Consider the following 14,996-nt stretch of genomic DNA (forward strand, 5'->3'; position numbering starts at 1 on the left):
ATGGCCGACTCCCGGTCAACGGCCCGACTTGGCGGGTTTCTCGGAGAACAGCGCGAGGTAGCTCTTGGACACGCGCAGGGGGTCCAGGCCCAGCTCGCGGGCGAGGTTCATGAGGATGCCGCGCAGGTACACGGTGGTGGGCAGCGCGGTGTAGCGGTCCGCCTCCACGTTCTCCAGGTGACGCACGGAGATGCGGGTGCGGTCGGCCAGCTGCTGGATGGTGAGGCCCCGGGCCTCCCGGACGCGGCGGAGCAGCTCGCCGTTGAACTCGGCGTCGGAGGGGATGTCCACGCCCCGGGGGCGGGCCTCGCGGACCTTGGCGGCCACCTGGGCCAACGCGGACTCGGCGGTGGCGATGGCGGAGTCCTGGGCCAGGACCTGGGCGTCCCCCAGCTTGCGGACCGTGGGGCCCTTCACGCTGCCCGGCCCCGTGGGGCCGTTCTGCGCGGGACGCGAGTCGATGGGGCGCGACGTCAGCGGCCGGACGGCGGCGCGGGAGGCCCCGGTGGCCGGGACCCGGGCCAGCGCGGTGGTGCTGGAGTCCAGGGTGGGGTTCGGATCCGACTCGCCCTGGGTGGTCGTCACGGCCGAGGCGTCCGCGACAGGCGCGGGGCTGGAGGCCACGGATCCGGCCTCGGGGACCTGGGGCGTGGCGCTGGATTCCTGCGCGGGCGTCGCGGCGACCGCGTCGGGCACGGGCGTCGCGCCGACCGGCACGGCGGGCGTGGCGCCGGCTTCCGGTGCGGGTGGCGCGGCCACCGAAGCGGCGGGCGTAGCGCTGGCTTCCGATGCGGGCGGCGCGGTGACTGGCTCAACGGGCGAAGCGCTGGCTTCCGGAGCGGTCGTCGTAGCCACTGCCTCAACGGGCGAAGCGCTGGCTCCTGGCGCGGGCGGCGCTGCCACTGGCTCAACGGGCGAAGCGCTGGCTTCCGGCGCGGACGGCGCGGCTACCGGCGCGGCCACGGCATGGGTGCCCGTAGCGGGCTGAGGAGCGGGAACCTCTGTCGCCGTGGAGGCAACAGGAGCCATGAGGGTCTCCACACGGTCCGGCGCGGCCGCTGCCGCAGGCTCCACGACAGGGCTCGCGGGCACGGAAGCGGATCCGGTCGGAGGCAGGGCTTCCACCTGGGACGCAGCCGCCGTGGCAGCGGGCTCGACGGGGCCAGACGCCTCCGCCTTGGGTGCCGAGGCAGCCGGCGCGGTCTCGGCGCCAGGGGACTTCGCGTCCACGGCGGGGGCCGGGGCTTCGGCGGCTCCCCTGCCCTGGCCGCGCAGCGGACTCGCGGGGACGTAGACGAACGACAGGCTCCGGGTGAACGAGGCACGGAAGGCCTCCACCACCGCCACGCCTCCCACCATCACCGGCTCGGGGGGCACGCCTGGAGCGTCCTTCCCCGAGGACTCCTGCCGCTTCGACTCCTCACCGCGCATCCGCTCCTCGCTCTTTCCAGGCGTCCCACTCGCGCGAGAGGCCTCCCCTTCATTGTCGTTCACGGAAGCCGCGGCCTTCAGTCGCGACTCCGCCTCCAGCCTTTCGGCATCCACCGCACCCGCGGCCTTCGCCAACGCCGCCGCCGCGGTGGCCAGCGCCTCCGCGACACGCGCGGCCGAGTCCACCGCGCCCACCGCCTCCGCCGTCGCGACGGCCTTCGCGAGCCGCTCCGTGGACAGCCCGATGGAGCGGTCATACTCGACGCGCAGGTCCGCGTCGGTAAGCATCTCCATCGCTTCGTTCATCCGTTCACGCAGCGCTTCCACCTGATCCGGATCCCCCAGCGCGTACACCGCGATGGAATCCGGCGAATACAGCTCCATCAGGCGCTGATGGGCCGCGCGGATCTCCGTGTCGGTCGCCGAGGGCGGCACCTCCAGGAGCTCGTAGTAGGTCTGCTGCGCGAAGGGCTTCATGGGATGGCGGACTCGGGGGAAAGGCCGTCGAGCGTCAGGATGCGCGCGGCGATGCGCTGGAGTCCCTGGGACACGGGCGAGTCGGGGCGCTCGAGGAGCACCGGCTTGCGCTTGCGCACCGCGCGCCACGCCTCATCGTCGTGGCGCAGGGCGCCCAGGTCATCCATGTCGATGCCGAAGAACTTCTTCCACGCGGACACCATCGCGGCGCCGACCTTCTCGTCCGCGTCCGTGCGCGCCTGGTTCACGACGAGCCGCACGTGGAACGCCGCCAGCTCGCGCTCCAGCCGCTCCGCGTCCGAAGGGGCCTTGCGCCGCACCTGCTCGACGATGTCGTGCAGCGTCCGCAGGCCGCCCTCGCGGGTGGACAGCGCGCCATCGACCATGTCCTGGATGCCGTAGCGCGCCTCCGTCTGCTGGAGCTTGCGGAAGAAGGCCGCCTTGACGAAGCGGTACGCGTTCTCCACGGATGTGGGCTCCGGCAGCACGACGAGCAGGCCGTGGTCCGCGATGAGGAAGAAGTCGAGCGTGTTGAAGCTGGTGCCCGCGCCCAGGTCCAGGATGAGGTAGTCCGCCGTCGTCTGGGACAGCAGCGTGCGCAACAGCTTCTGCTTCTGCGCGTACTTGAGGTTCGCCGCGTCCAGCGAGTCCTGTGCGCCCGCGATCAGTGACAGCCCGGGCACGCCGGTGGCGACCATCACCTCTTCGAGGTTCGCCTTCCCGCGCCGCAGGAAGTCCGACAGCGTGGCCTCCGGAGGCCCCACGCCCAGGCAGGTGTGCAGGTTGGCGCCCCCCAGGTCCGCGTCGACGAGCAGCACCTTCTGGCCTGCCTGCGCGAGCGCGACGCCCAGGTTGGCGGACACCATCGACTTGCCGATGCCGCCCTTGCCGCCGCCCACCGCGATGATCCGCCGCGCGCGGGAGCGCCGGGCAAGGCCCGCGGGTCCCGAGGACGACACGTCATTGCCTGCACGCGGCGAGGTGCCAGCAGCCAGCGAGGCGGGAGCGGATGGAGGCAGGGGGGCGGGCTTCACGAAGGCTCGCATCAAAGCCCGTCCTACCGCCCGAGTCGACACCCCGCCATTTCACGACCGGCCCCAGAGCGCCGACAGCCCGCGCCCCGGCGCCAGGAGGCTCGGGGAGCAGGCGGCCGGGGAGCCGTTCGCTGTCACTCGTCGAGCAGCTCGACGTTCCAGTACGACACGTCCGCGAGGTGCAGGAACGGGAGCCACTCGCGGTAGGTGATCTTGCGGATGGCGCCGCGGAACAGCGGCGTCCAGCGCGGGCGCACGGGTTTCTTGAGCAGCCGCATCCCGGCCTGTTCCGGGGTGCGCCCGCCCTTCTTCAGGTTGCAGGGGACGCAGGAGCACACGACGTTCTCCCACGTCGTCTTGCCGCCCTGGGTGCGCGGGCTGACGTGGTCCAGGTTGAGCTCGCTGCGGGGCAGCTGCTTCGCGCAGTACTGGCAGGTGTCGTTGTCGCGCGCGTAGATGTTGAGGCGCGAGAAGCGCACCTTGGCGCGCGGCAGGTGGTCATACGCGCCGAGCACGAGGACGCGCGGCACGCGGATGGTGCGGTCGATGGTGGTGATGCTGTCCTGGGTGGCGCTGAGGGCGGCCCAGTCCTCGAACTCATACAGGCGGTACTGCTCGTCGATGGCTTTGGCGACGCCCTGATACAGCAGGGAAAAAGCCCGTTTGACCGACGTCACGTGAACCGGTTGGTAGTACCGGTTTAAAACGAGCACGGCGCTGTTGATCATGGCTGGCTTCCCGAACGGGCGGCCGCCACAGCCTGCGCGACCTGCCCCAGGTCCTCCTCTGAGAGACACCGGACGTCGAGAACGACCTCGTCATCCGCAATCCTGCCAATAACGGGCACCTCGGCTTCGCGCAGACGTTCCAGGAATACTTTCGGCGCTTCTACGGTGAGGCTGCAAGCGTAGGAAGGCAACCGGGCCAGAGGCATGGCACCTCCACCTACCTGTCCATCCACGGACACGACACGGCCCTCCACGCCGCTCGCCGCGAGTAGGGCCGCCAGGCGTTCGGCACGGGCTTGCAACAAAGCCGGTTGCTGGGTGAGCAGGCTTTGGGTGGGGACCACCTCCGGGCGGCCATCCCGGTATAGCTCCAGCGTGGCCTCCAAGGCCGCGACCGTCATCTTGTCGACACGCAGCGCACGTGTGAGCGGGTGGGATTTGATGCGCTGAAGCAGGTCCGCCCGGCCAACGATGACGCCCGCCTGGGGACCGCCAAGGAGCTTGTCGCCAGAGAACGCGACAACGTCCGCGCCCTCCCGGATGGCCTGGCCCACGGTGGGCTCCGGGGTGAGTCCCGGGCCAGACAGAGGCATGAGCGCGCCGGAGCCCAGGTCCTGGAACACGGGTACGTTACGGGAGCGTCCCAGTTCGGTGAGCTCCGCGAGGGACGCCTCTTCCGTGAAGCCAACGAGCGCGAAGTTGGAGCGGTGGACCTTCACGATGAGGCCGGTGTCCGGGCTCAAGACGTTGGCGTAGTCCGCGCGGCGGGTACGATTGGTGGTGCCCACTTCGACGAGCTTCGCGCCGGACTGACGCATGACATCCGGGATGCGGAAGCCGCCGCCGATTTCGACGAGCTCGCCACGGGACACGACGCATTCGCGACCGGACGCGAGCGCGGCGAGGACAAGCAGCACGGCGCCCGCGCAGTTGTTGACGACGATGGCGTCCTCCGCGCCGGTGAGCGTGCGCAGAAGGCCGATGAGCGGCGCGTAGCGGCTGCCACGCTCGCCTTCGTCCAGGTCGTATTCGAGGTTGGAGTAGCCCCGGGCAACAGCGACGACGCGATCCACGGCTTCAGGAGCCAGCGGTGCGCGCCCAAGGTTCGTATGGAGCACGACGCCAGTGGCGTTGATCACGCGCCGCAGGTTCGGCGTGGCCAGGGACGCAAGCGCCGCCTCAACGTCCGCGTCCTCGAAGGGACGCAGGTCACCGGCGAGGAGCCGGGAGCGCACACGTTCGACAGCGAGCCGCAGCGCCGCGACCGCGCGGGCATGGGGAAGGTTCGCGAGCCGGGACTCCAGCGACGACCGCCGCAGGAGTTGTTCGATGGAAGGAAGACCGCGAAGCAGCGCGTTCTTGCCATCCGGGGAGTTCGACGCAGCGCCCATGCCAAGAGCCTACTCTAGCTTTGGCACGGAAGTTGACGCGACCACATGAACCCAAAAGCCAATTCACCCCCCATCTTTAGAACGGTATCTCATACGGATCCTCTTCCCACCAAAAACCAAACCACTGAATAGAAAAAGCACTCTCACTCAACGAAGGAATATGCCGATATTTGATTTCATAGTCGAATTTATACCCACTACCCACCTTCCTCCAGAAATCCTCTACCGCACTAAGCGCCCCACAAACACGCTCAACTCTTGCGCTGTTGAAGTTCAGAAACCACTCACGATCCTCCTCGTAAAACTTAACCAAGCCCTCTTTGACGGCCGTCTGCCACTCATGGGCTTCGGAATCAAATGCTCTAAACCCCTCTCCCATCCCCACGGCTCTCGCATAAGCCATCCGCATTACGACCTGCGGCACGGACTTTGCTGCCTGATTAAACTTAGCAACCAAGCCTTTAAACTCAGCATCTTCCTTTTCAAACTTCGTGCTGGGCGAAAGAAGCCCCCCAGAAACGCCTGATGTCGCCAATGGCGCCTTCTGTTGCGGCGCATCGGGCATAGGGACTCGAGCTAACTTTTTTAACTCCTCAGCCGAGGCAGCACTAGCCTTGAGCTTTGCAGAAAGCTCGTCTATCTGCGCCTCCAATTTCTTGTACTCTGAACGTTCTACCACATCCGGCGCTGGCAATTGAGAGAGGCAGCCGGGCAGACCCGCAAGGAAATCTTCAACCTTTGATACAAATATCCCTGTACGGTTGGGCCGATGCCAGTCTGCCGCGCTAAACCGATCGTAGAGCTCAAATATTTTCTGCTTGTCCCCGACTCGAATACAATGCATGCCATACAACACGCCCTCAAGACTGCCAAAATCAACTGGCGGAACAAGAATCGGCAGTAATTTCTCCGCAGCCCAAGCGACCCCCAATTCACTCATGCAAAAAGGGCTTCGGTAATAGTTTGGGGAAACCAGAGCGATAACAATCCTGCAACCGGCGATTGCCTGCCGGATTCGCGGATTAAAGTTCTCACCCGCTTGTATTGGGCTGCTTGGCGCTGAAGTATAGAATATTTGTGCCGGAGAAAGCCCAATGCCTGCAACAAGCAATTGCTCAACGAAGAACCCAACCAATCCACGATCGGCAGAGGAGTGGCTTATGAATACCGGTTCTGGGTTAGAAACTGCGGGCGAAGTGGTAGACATGCGGTAGTCGTATTGGAGCAGGCGAGCAGGTATTCCCCAGAGCATAGTTGGCCCGGAGCGGAATCCAAAAAATCCAGCAAACACGCCTGAACATAAAGCCAGGAGTCATGTCGGACCCAGCAGGCAATTCCTCATTCTTGCAAGTCGAAAATCGGAAGCTCGGCAGTTCGTTCTGCTGTCATGGATGGACTTAAAAGCACTCGCTACTCCCGTCCACGCTAGCCGCCTAATGCATCCTTGACCAATCAACATGCAAGCACTGCCACTTTTTCACCACAACTAAACCACTGGATTAACTCATCATTTAACTGAAGGCGCAAATCCCTATACTCCTAAAAATGGCCAGCCGCCACAGTTGCGGCACACCGTCCAATCAAACACTACAAACCTGCTACCACCCGCCATAGGGCACGGTGATGGCCTCCATGTAGTGGCCACTGGGGTCCTGGAAATAGACCCCACGGCCTCCATCATGGGTGTTGATCTGGTTCTCCTGGTGGCCGAACGGGTCCGCCCAGTGCTGGATCTTCCGGTCGCGGATCTTGGAGATCAGCGAATCAAACACCTCTTCCGACACCAGGAACGCGTAGTGCTGACCGTGGATGGCGTCCTTCGTCGTCATGTAGTCGAGCGTCGCCCCATCCGACAGCTTCACCGCATGGAAATGCCCGAAGCGCGTGGGCTCGGGCAATCCCAGCAGCTCCGCCAGGAATCGCGCGGACGCGACCTGATCCTTCGCGTGGACGATGGTGTGGTTGAATTTGACAGACATGGAGGCCCCCTGGAGAAGGAGCCTCCTATAACGCCCGCCCCCGCTGGAGTGCCAGCGGCCACAGCTTCGCCAGTTCAGCGCGCAGCACCGTGGCGCTCGCGTAACGCTCCTCGGGCTGCTTCCGCATCAGCTTGAGGACGACCTGCTCGAAAGCTTCCGGCAGCTCTGGACGCCGCTTCCTCGGAGGCACGGGCGTCTCCTGCACGTGCATCAGCATCAGCGGAATGGGCTGCGCATGCCGGAACGGCAGTTGCCCGGTGAGCAGCTCGTACGCCACCACGCCCAGCGCATACAGGTCCGTGGCCGGGGACACCTCCGCCCCCTTCACCTGCTCCGGCGCCATGTACTCCGGCGTCCCCAGCGTCGCGCCCTGCGCCGTGTTCCCCATCACATGCGCGCTCTTGGCGAGCCCGAAATCCATCAGCTTCAGCACGCCCGTGCGCGTGATGAAGAGGTTCCCCGGCTTCACGTCCCGGTGCAGCACCCCACGCGCGTGCGCGTGCTCCAGCGCCACCGTCGCGTGCATCAACCACCGCAAGGCGTTGGCCAGCGTGGGGCGCCCCTCCTGCATCACCTGCCGCAGATCCCTCCCCTCCAGTAACTCCACCGTCAGGTAATGCCTCTCCCCGTCCGAGCCCGCGTCGAACACATGCAGGATGTTCACGTGCTCCAGCGCCCGGGCGTGCTCCACCTCCTGGCGGAAGCGCGTCACCATCGCCTCGTCGGCGTACGGCACGGCCAGCACCTTGAGCGCCACGCGCTGCTGCTTCTTCACATCCAGCGCCTGGTACACCGCCGACGTGCCGCCCACGCCCAGCCACTTCTCCACCCGGTAGCGCCCCGCCACCACCTGCCCGGGGACGAGCCCCTGGTGCACGGGCGCGGGAGGCCGGGGCGTCACCGCCCCCTGGAGCAACGTCCCCCCCGGAGACACGGGCGTCCGCACCTGCGGCAGCGTCGGCTCGGACCCGTCCTCGGCCACGGCGTTGCCCGGCCGCGCGTTCAGCGCCTCCGGGCCCAGATAGGTCAAGCCTCCGCTGTCACGGTCCTTGGAATGCACCCCGCCCTCCCCCCTCACGGCTCCAGCAACGAGACCGGCGCCGGCGCGCCCGCGCCTTCGAGGTCCAGGTGCGGCGTGGGCAGGTTGTACTCCGCGGCGGCGAGGGTGGCCTCCACCATGATGGGGCCCGAAATCTCCGAGGGCTCGCCCTGGCAGAGCACCTCCACCACGTGCTCCAGCGTCCACTTGCCCATGCGGCTCACCTCCAGCCGCTGGCCGTTGAACTTCGCCGTGTCCGACAACTGGCCGCTCGCGGAGAGCTTCGCCTCCACGGATTCACCCAGGTAGCCGCGCGCCAGGTTCAGCACCCGGTCGATCACCGCGTTCCAGGCCTGAAGGTGCGTGCGGTCCTGCGCCTCGTCGATGATGTCCAGGCCCACCTGCAGCCGCTCCATGCGCTCCAGGAACTGCTGCACCAGCTTGCCCCGGATGATGCGGCCGTGCTGCGGGGCGATCATCTCCACCGCGGGCGAGAGCTTCCGGATGGCCGCCACCGCGCGCACCAGCGCCGAGTTCACCGGCATGTAGATCTGATGGAACGCCCGGATGCCGTTCCAGTCAGACTCGTCCGCCCACAGGCCCTGGGCCTTGCTGTCCGTGAGGCCTCCGAAGAGGTCCCCCGTGAAGAGCACCCGCGTCTGCGGGTCGTACAGCATCACCGCGCCCCGGAAGTGGCAGAACGGCGACGGCACCGGCAACAGCTTGTGCCCCGTGGGCACGCTCAACCCCGCGGAGAACTTCTCCGTCGGGATGAAGCGGTTGCGCGGCAGGTTGAAGTGGACGATGAGCCGCCAGGTGTCCTCGGAGCACAGGATGCTCGCGCGCGGCGAATAGCGCGCCGAGATGATGTTCGCGGACGACCCCACGTCCGGATCCTGGTGGTTGATGAAGAGCGCGGACAGGCGGTCCATCCCCCCAATGAGCGACACCACCTTCGTGTGGATGGTGGAGAAGTCGCTGCTCGACCCGGGGTCGATGAGGAGGTTGAACTCAGAGGGTTTCTTCGTCCGTTGATCCGTCCCCTGAAAGCGGCGCAGGAACGGGTTCGCGAAGAAGATGCCGCCGGGCTCGCGCTTCCCGACCCAGAAGGTCTCGGGGGCGATCTCCACGGCGGTGCGGTTGAGGTCTATCTGTTGAGGGCTGGGGGTGCTGGGCTGGCTCATGGCGTGTTTCCTTCACGCAAACGAGGGGGGTGGAATTGCGCCGCAACCCTACCAGCCCACCGCCACCCCGGGTCCCCTTCTGGGACCTATTCGCAAGAGGGCATGAGCCGCGCTTCTCGCTCTGCCCCCCGCACGGCAATCAGGACCAATTCAGTCCTCGCCGGACTCCTTGCCTGGCCGGTCGTCGAAGAGTTGCACCCAGCGTCCGTCAAACCCGCCGTTCTGAGGCAGGTACCACCCACCCTGCAGCCAGAAGCCCTGCTCCCGCCCGTCCGTGTCGTCCGTCACGCCCGAGTGCACGAAGTAGTCGTGTTGCCACCAGTATGAGTTCACGGACGCCAGGTAGCCGCTGGCGCTCATGCGCGTCTGCCCCCGCGAGTCCACCACCGTGCCCGCCCATGACTTGTCGTGGAACGCGCTGGACCCGCCGCCCCCCGTGTCGGACGCCTTGTCGTTCAGCTCGAAGGTGCCGAAGAACCACTTCTTCGACGGGTAGCCCTCGCGGTCGTCCTGCCCCTCCACGTCGCGCGTCTTGGAGAAGAAGCGCTGCATCCCCACGCTCACCTCCGCCTGCCCCGCCTCGTTCACCACCGGGCTCTCCAGGAAGAAGAACTGGGGCTCGTCCGGCAGCCAGTGCGTTGCATAGCCCCCGTGCTCCCAGTGCGTGGGGAGGATGTCCGCCAGGTCCTGCAGCTCGTACGTGACGCGCTTCACCGCGGGCCAGTTGGCGGAGTCCCCATTGTCATAGCGGCTGGCCAGCGCGTCCGCCGTCGAGTACCGCACCGGCTGCGCGTTGAACGCCGCCACCGCCGCCCCGTCGTCCTCCGGCACGAACACGTAGTGCAGCTTCTTGCGCCCGTCGTCGTTGTTCACGTCCGCCTCCGCCTTGCCCCCGGACGCCATCCGGCCCGCGAAGAACGAATACGGATCCGTCACGAAGCGCAGCTCCTGCCCGTGCGGCGCCAGCAGCTTGTCGGACCACTCCGCCTGCCAGATGAGCAGGTGGCTGCCCGTGCCCGTCTGCATGAACTGGAGGTCGCCGCTGCCCGCCCGGCGCACCACGTTGCGCTTGTGCTGCGTCACCACCGCGTACGCCACGGACTCCCCGCTGCCCGGATTGCCCACGACGTTCTTCACCTGGAGCTCGACGCGCTCCCAGTCATGGAGCTGCCAGTTGCCCGCCGCGTTCTTATCCAGCGCGTGATACAGGTGATACACGAGGGTGAGGTTCTTGCCCCCGTCCATGTACTCAATCAGTGACGTGTAGAGCGTCGGCCGGATGCGCCATTTGTCGAACGCGCTGGGGCCCACGCGCGACGCGTCCACGTACTGGTTGATCTGCTTCCAGTGCAGCTTGTTGTTGGAGAAGTCCCCGTCCTGGTCGAAGTCGAAGTTCGTCAGCCAGTCGTAGCCGTGCTCGTTGCCGTTGCCATTGGCGCGCTTGAAGATGACCGGCGCGTAGTAGCGAAGGAACGCCTGCCGCTGCGCGTTCGTCAGCGACCAGGCCTGTGCCTCGGCTTCCGCCGGAAGACACAAGGCCACCAGGGTGAACAGCGCGACCGCGAGGGGAGCGATTTTCGTTCGGAGGGTGGACATGGCGGCCTACGAAACCACGGCCCGCCCCTCCCTATACAAGGAATTCACGAATCAGCGGGACCTATGGACCCGGCTGCCGCCACTCTGGCTTTCGGCGCGCGTAGAGCACGAAGGGCACGGCGCCCAGGGCGAAGACCAGCCCCGCCAGGTTCGCCACATAGGCGATGGGTTGTTCCACCTTGAGTTGCTTGGGCGGCACGAAGCCCACGATGAAGGCCAGGGCGGAGGACACGATTCCCACACAGGCGAGCAGCGGCAGCGCGGGCGCCCGGTAGCCTCGCGGGATTTCGGGACGCGCGCGACGCAGCTTCAGCGCCGACACGAACAGCAGTCCATACATGGGGATGTAGAGCTGTGTCGTCATGGCGGCGAGCGCCCAATAGACCTGATTGACGTCCTTCGCGATGAAGAACCCCAGGGCGAGCAGCGCCACCAGCACTCCTTGCGTCGCCAGGAGCGCCGTGGGAGTGCCATGGCTGTTGGTGCGCTGGAAGAGCGGCGGCAGCAAGCCCTTGCGCCCCACCAGCAACAGACTGTGGTTGGGTCCCAGCATCCAGGTGAGCACCGTGCCCAGCGCGGCGATCAGGAACAGCAGCGCGAAGACCATAGCCATCCGCTTCAAGCCATACACGTCCAGGTATGTCTCGAAGGCCTGGATGAGCCCCGCGCTCAAGTCCAGCCGCTTGTGCTGGACGGCCACGGCGACGCCCAGCGTGGAGAAAACGAAGATGAGCGTGGCGAGCAGCGCCATCAGCACCATGGCCTTCGGATAGCCATGGCGCGCGTCCTTCATCTCCCGGACGTGCACCGCGCTCACCTCCACGCCGCCGTATGCGAGGAAGTTGCCCACCACGAGCACCAGCCCGCCGATACCGGACCACGGCGGCAGGAGATGACTCGCCTCCAGCGGCGTGGCCGATGCGTGGCCGCCGAGGAGGTACGCCACGGCCAGCAGTGTCAGCAGGGTCGTGGGGATGACAATGCCGAGCACCACGCCCCATACGGAGAAGCGCGAGGCGTGACCCACGCCGTGCAGGGCCACCGCTGCGCACAGGCCGAAGCCCACCAGCACGAAGGCGCCGTTGAAGGGGCCGTTGAGCGCGAGAACGGGCGACACGATGTACGCGAGGTTGCCCGCGGCGAAGGACAACAGCAGGGGATAGAAGATGATGTTCTGCACCCACTGCTGCCACGCGGCGCAGAACGCCCACTTCTCACCCAGCGCTTCGTGCACCCATGTGAAGACGCCTCCAGGCCAGGTGCTGCCCAACTCGGCGGCGGTGAAGGCCGCGGGCAGCAGGAAGACCAGGGCGGGGAGGATGTACAGCACCACCGACCCCAGCCCATACTCGGACATCGCCGCGACGTTGGTCAGGTTGATAACGGCTGACGCAGACAACAGCCCCATCGCGGGCCAGCTCATTCCCCGACCCGGACGGCTCGCGGGAGTCCCAGCGGACGGCACGTGCATGGCGGGCCCCCTTTCGCCAGGGAGTTGTCACTGACTCCGCCCTGCGGCAAGAACGCGGCCTTCCCCCAAGTCCGCGAGTGAAAGGTCGTCCCATCGCAAGGCGGTGCGCAGAGCAGTCCCTCGCACTCTCAGCCGGCCCGAGCGTTGATTGTCATTCCTTTCGCCGCCCCCCTGACGGGGCTCGAATCGAAGCAGCAGGAGGCGGCGCCTTCGCGAGCCCGCCCTCCCGTGTCAACGCGATGCGCTCGGCATCACCGGCACCTTGGGCGCGCGGCCGTAGAGCAGCTGGTAGGTGTTGTAGGAGCGCAGCACGCGCTTGATGTAGCCGCGCGTCTCCGCGATGGGGATCTCCTCCACCCACGCATCCAGCGCCAGGTCCGGCTTGGCCGCGCGCCAGCGGTTCACCGCGCCGGAGCCCGCGTTGTAGCTGCCCACGGCGTAGGGCGTGTGGCCCTTGAACTGTTTGATCAGGCCGCCCAGGTAGTGCGCGCCGAAGCGGATGTTCAGCTCCGGCTGGAGCAGCGAGTCCACGGTGAAGTGCTTCACCTTGAGCTCGCGCGCCACGCCCTTCGCCGTGGAGGGCATCAGCTGCGTGAGGCCCAGCGCGCCGGCCCAGGACAGGGCCTTGGGGTCCAACGCGCTCTCCTCGCGCATCAGCGCCTGGAGCAGGTCCGGCTCCACGCCCGCGGGCGCGGTGTGCTTTTCAATCAGGTCGCGGAACGCGTTGGGATAGGCCACCTCCCACACCGGCCGCGTCTGCGCGGTGATGCGCCCGCTCAGGTCCTTGCGCAGCGCGAGCCGCGCGATGGCGTGCGCCGACCGCGCGTCACCGGACTGTGACAGCACCATCACCAGGAGCCGCATGGACTCCGGCGGCTGGTTGGCGCGGTTCACCAGCATCAGCTCCGACGACACGGAGTCCGCGAAGCCCAGCCGCAACAGCTCCACGCCCGCGCGGAAGTGCGGGTCGTCTCCCATGGGGCCCGCGAACATCGGCCAGGGGCTGGCGGCCTCCGGCACGTCGAAGATGGACGCGGACACGGCCTCCAGCCGCTTGGGGTCCAGGTCACCCAGCTTCGAGCGCGCCATCAGGCCGTAGTACGTGGCCGGGTGCTCCACCGCGAGCTTCTCCATCAGCTCCGCGGCGCCCTGGATGTTGCCGCGCTCCTCCAGCGTGCGCGCCCGCCAGTAGCGCGCGCGCTCCACGTCGTAGGACTCGTCCGCGTTGGCGAACTGCTCCTCGATGCGGTCCAGGAAGGAGAAGCCCCCGTCCTCCACCTTCGACGTGCGCGCCACCCAGAAGGCCTTGAAGAGCGCCTCGCCCAGGAAGTCGCCCTTGGGGTACAGCCGCGCGACCTCATCCAGCCGCGCCATGGCCTCCTTGGGGCGGTTGGTCTTCACGTACAGGTCGGCCGCGTAGAAGAGCGCGTCGTCCGCGAACGAGTGGTCCGGGAACTCCTTCGCCAGCCGCTCGTAGGTGTCCGTGCCGCGCTGCTGATCCACGATGGAGCGCGACGAGCCCAGCACGTACAGCGCGCGGGCCAGCAGGTCGCGGTCCTTGCACTGCTCCACCACCGGCGTGAGGATCTGGATGGCGGCCGTGTGCTGGCGCTCCTTGCGCTGCCCCTTGCCGAACGCGAAGTGCGCGCGGCACGCGAGCGCGTCCGGCAGCTTCAGCGTCTTGAGCATCGGCTCCAGGATGGCCATGCCCTGCTTGTTGCGGTGCGCTTCAATGAGCGCCTCCGCGCGGCCCACCTTGGCGTCCACGGGCGGCGTCTGCCCCTTGAGGCGCTTCTCCACCTGCTTGACGATGGGCGACAGCGGCTGGGCCGCCCACAGCTTCCACAGCGCGGCCTTCTCCGCCGCCTTGTCCTTCTTCTCCACCGCCAGGTCCGCCGTGGCGATGAGCGCCTCCGCGCCCACGTTGCGGCCCCAGCCCGTCATCATGCGCTGGGTGAGCGGCGTCAGCGCCTCCATGGCGCCGTCGTAGTCCTTCTTCTTGCGCAGCACGCGCGCCAGGCCCAGGCGCGCGTCCACGTACATGCGCGAGCCCTCCGGCACCTGCTTGAAGCTGGCCGCCGCGTCCTCCAGCCGGCCCTGGGACTCCAGCGCCACGCCCGCGTGCGTGAGGCAGCGGTCCTTCAGCGCCGGGTAGTCGTTGGCGAGCGCCCCCATCTCCGTCGCCGCCGCCTTGTCGTCCCCGGCCCGCACCGCGGACAGCGCGCGCAGGTAGCGCACCGGCGGGCTGTCCCCTTCACCCTCCAGCAGCGCGCGCGCCTTGGTGTACTGGCCCTTGTCGAACGCGTCCTTCGCGTCCTTCTTCTTGCCGTCCGCGAAGTACGGCGTCAGGTCCTCCAGCCCGTAGCGGCGCCCGCGGTGCACCACCGGCGTGGGCGGCACGATCCCCGGGAAGGCCGGGTTGAACACCTGCACGTAGCCCACCGGCAACGGCGCCTTGTCCGCGTCCGGCGGCGGCGTCAACTGCGCCTCCGACGGCGCGTTGTCGGTGCGCGTCGTGGGGGCCTGATCCGTGTCGTCGCTGGAAGCCGGAGCCGCGGGAGCCGTGGCTGCCGGAGCGGTGCCGGGGACGGCGGGGGCGGGAGCCTGCGCGGACAGCAGCGCCGCGGAGGCGAGGAGGGCGAGATGCTGGAGGGACACTTTCATTC

General features: G+C 67.3%; 11 protein-coding genes. All 11 read right to left on the minus strand.

What is annotated here, in order from left to right; translation table 11 throughout:
* Positions 1–15: 15 nt before the first annotated feature.
* The 11 genes from JYJ93_RS27065 to JYJ93_RS27115 all read right to left on the minus strand — a co-directional run bounded on the left by JYJ93_RS27065 (position 16) and on the right by JYJ93_RS27115 (position 14,994).
* Complete coding sequence (locus tag JYJ93_RS27065) at positions 16–1,908, minus strand: helix-turn-helix domain-containing protein (protein WP_206796617.1); 1,893 nt, start codon at positions 1,906–1,908, stop codon at positions 16–18.
* Entirely contained in the window at positions 1,905–2,954 is a 1,050-nt protein-coding gene (locus JYJ93_RS27070) for a P-loop NTPase (protein ID WP_242543939.1), read from the minus strand. Before JYJ93_RS27070 ends, JYJ93_RS27065 begins: the two co-directional genes overlap by 4 nt.
* Positions 2,955–3,076: 122 nt before the next feature.
* Positions 3,077–3,670 carry an HNH endonuclease gene (locus JYJ93_RS27075; RefSeq protein WP_014396030.1) on the minus strand — a complete coding sequence of 198 codons (594 nt, stop codon included), beginning with the start codon at positions 3,668–3,670 and terminating at the stop codon, positions 3,077–3,079.
* On the minus strand, positions 3,667–5,061 hold the full coding sequence (gene selA / locus JYJ93_RS27080; RefSeq protein WP_206796627.1) for an L-seryl-tRNA(Sec) selenium transferase: 1,395 nt from the start codon (positions 5,059–5,061) through the stop codon (positions 3,667–3,669). The genes JYJ93_RS27075 and selA overlap by 4 nt, the downstream gene beginning before the upstream one ends.
* Before the next feature lie 76 nt (positions 5,062–5,137).
* The gene (locus JYJ93_RS27085) at positions 5,138–6,268 is read right to left on the minus strand and encodes a toll/interleukin-1 receptor domain-containing protein (RefSeq protein ID WP_206796629.1); all 1,131 of its coding nucleotides are present in this window, start codon (positions 6,266–6,268) and stop codon (positions 5,138–5,140) included.
* 391 nt (positions 6,269–6,659) lie between these two features.
* Positions 6,660–7,040: a VOC family protein gene (locus JYJ93_RS27090; RefSeq protein WP_206796630.1), complete on the minus strand. Its 381-nt coding sequence runs from the start codon at positions 7,038–7,040 to the stop codon at positions 6,660–6,662.
* Between the two features lie 25 nt (positions 7,041–7,065).
* A complete protein-coding gene (locus tag JYJ93_RS27095) occupies positions 7,066–8,100 on the minus strand; it encodes a serine/threonine-protein kinase (protein ID WP_206796632.1) in 1,035 nt (344 codons plus the stop codon).
* Positions 8,101–8,114: 14 nt separating this feature from the next.
* Complete coding sequence (locus JYJ93_RS27100) at positions 8,115–9,263, minus strand: hypothetical protein (protein ID WP_206796634.1); 1,149 nt, start codon at positions 9,261–9,263, stop codon at positions 8,115–8,117.
* 150 nt (positions 9,264–9,413) lie between these two features.
* Positions 9,414–10,859 (minus strand): hypothetical protein, encoded by a 1,446-nt coding sequence (locus tag JYJ93_RS27105; RefSeq protein WP_206796636.1) that lies wholly within the window; start codon positions 10,857–10,859, stop codon positions 9,414–9,416.
* Between the two features lie 61 nt (positions 10,860–10,920).
* On the minus strand, positions 10,921–12,267 hold the full coding sequence (locus JYJ93_RS27110; RefSeq protein ID WP_206796639.1) for an amino acid permease: 1,347 nt from the start codon (positions 12,265–12,267) through the stop codon (positions 10,921–10,923).
* 294 nt (positions 12,268–12,561) lie between these two features.
* On the minus strand, positions 12,562–14,994 hold the full coding sequence (locus tag JYJ93_RS27115) for a transglycosylase SLT domain-containing protein (RefSeq protein WP_206796647.1): 2,433 nt from the start codon (positions 14,992–14,994) through the stop codon (positions 12,562–12,564).
* Between the last annotated feature and the right edge of the window lie 2 nt (positions 14,995–14,996).

The organism is Corallococcus sp. NCSPR001, assembly GCF_017309135.1.
GTDB lineage: Bacteria > Myxococcota > Myxococcia > Myxococcales > Myxococcaceae > Corallococcus.

Excerpts from the sequence above, each read along its gene's own strand:
- JYJ93_RS27065 (WP_206796617.1), bottom strand. The coding sequence starts at position 1,908 with ATGAAGCCCTTCGCGCAGCAGACCTACTACGAGCTCCTGGAGGTGCCG.
- JYJ93_RS27115 (WP_206796647.1), bottom strand. The coding sequence starts at position 14,994 with ATGAAAGTGTCCCTCCAGCATCTCGCCCTCCTCGCCTCCGCGGCGCTG.
- JYJ93_RS27105 (WP_206796636.1), bottom strand. The coding sequence starts at position 10,859 with ATGTCCACCCTCCGAACGAAAATCGCTCCCCTCGCGGTCGCGCTGTTC.
- JYJ93_RS27085 (WP_206796629.1), bottom strand. The coding sequence starts at position 6,268 with ATGTCTACCACTTCGCCCGCAGTTTCTAACCCAGAACCGGTATTCATA.
- JYJ93_RS27090 (WP_206796630.1), bottom strand. The coding sequence starts at position 7,040 with ATGTCTGTCAAATTCAACCACACCATCGTCCACGCGAAGGATCAGGTC.
- JYJ93_RS27100 (WP_206796634.1), bottom strand. The coding sequence starts at position 9,263 with ATGAGCCAGCCCAGCACCCCCAGCCCTCAACAGATAGACCTCAACCGC.
- JYJ93_RS27070 (WP_242543939.1), bottom strand. The coding sequence starts at position 2,954 with ATGCGAGCCTTCGTGAAGCCCGCCCCCCTGCCTCCATCCGCTCCCGCC.
- selA (WP_206796627.1), bottom strand. The coding sequence starts at position 5,061 with ATGGGCGCTGCGTCGAACTCCCCGGATGGCAAGAACGCGCTGCTTCGC.
- JYJ93_RS27075 (WP_014396030.1), bottom strand. The coding sequence starts at position 3,670 with ATGATCAACAGCGCCGTGCTCGTTTTAAACCGGTACTACCAACCGGTT.
- JYJ93_RS27110 (WP_206796639.1), bottom strand. The coding sequence starts at position 12,267 with ATGGGGCTGTTGTCTGCGTCAGCCGTTATCAACCTGACCAACGTCGCG.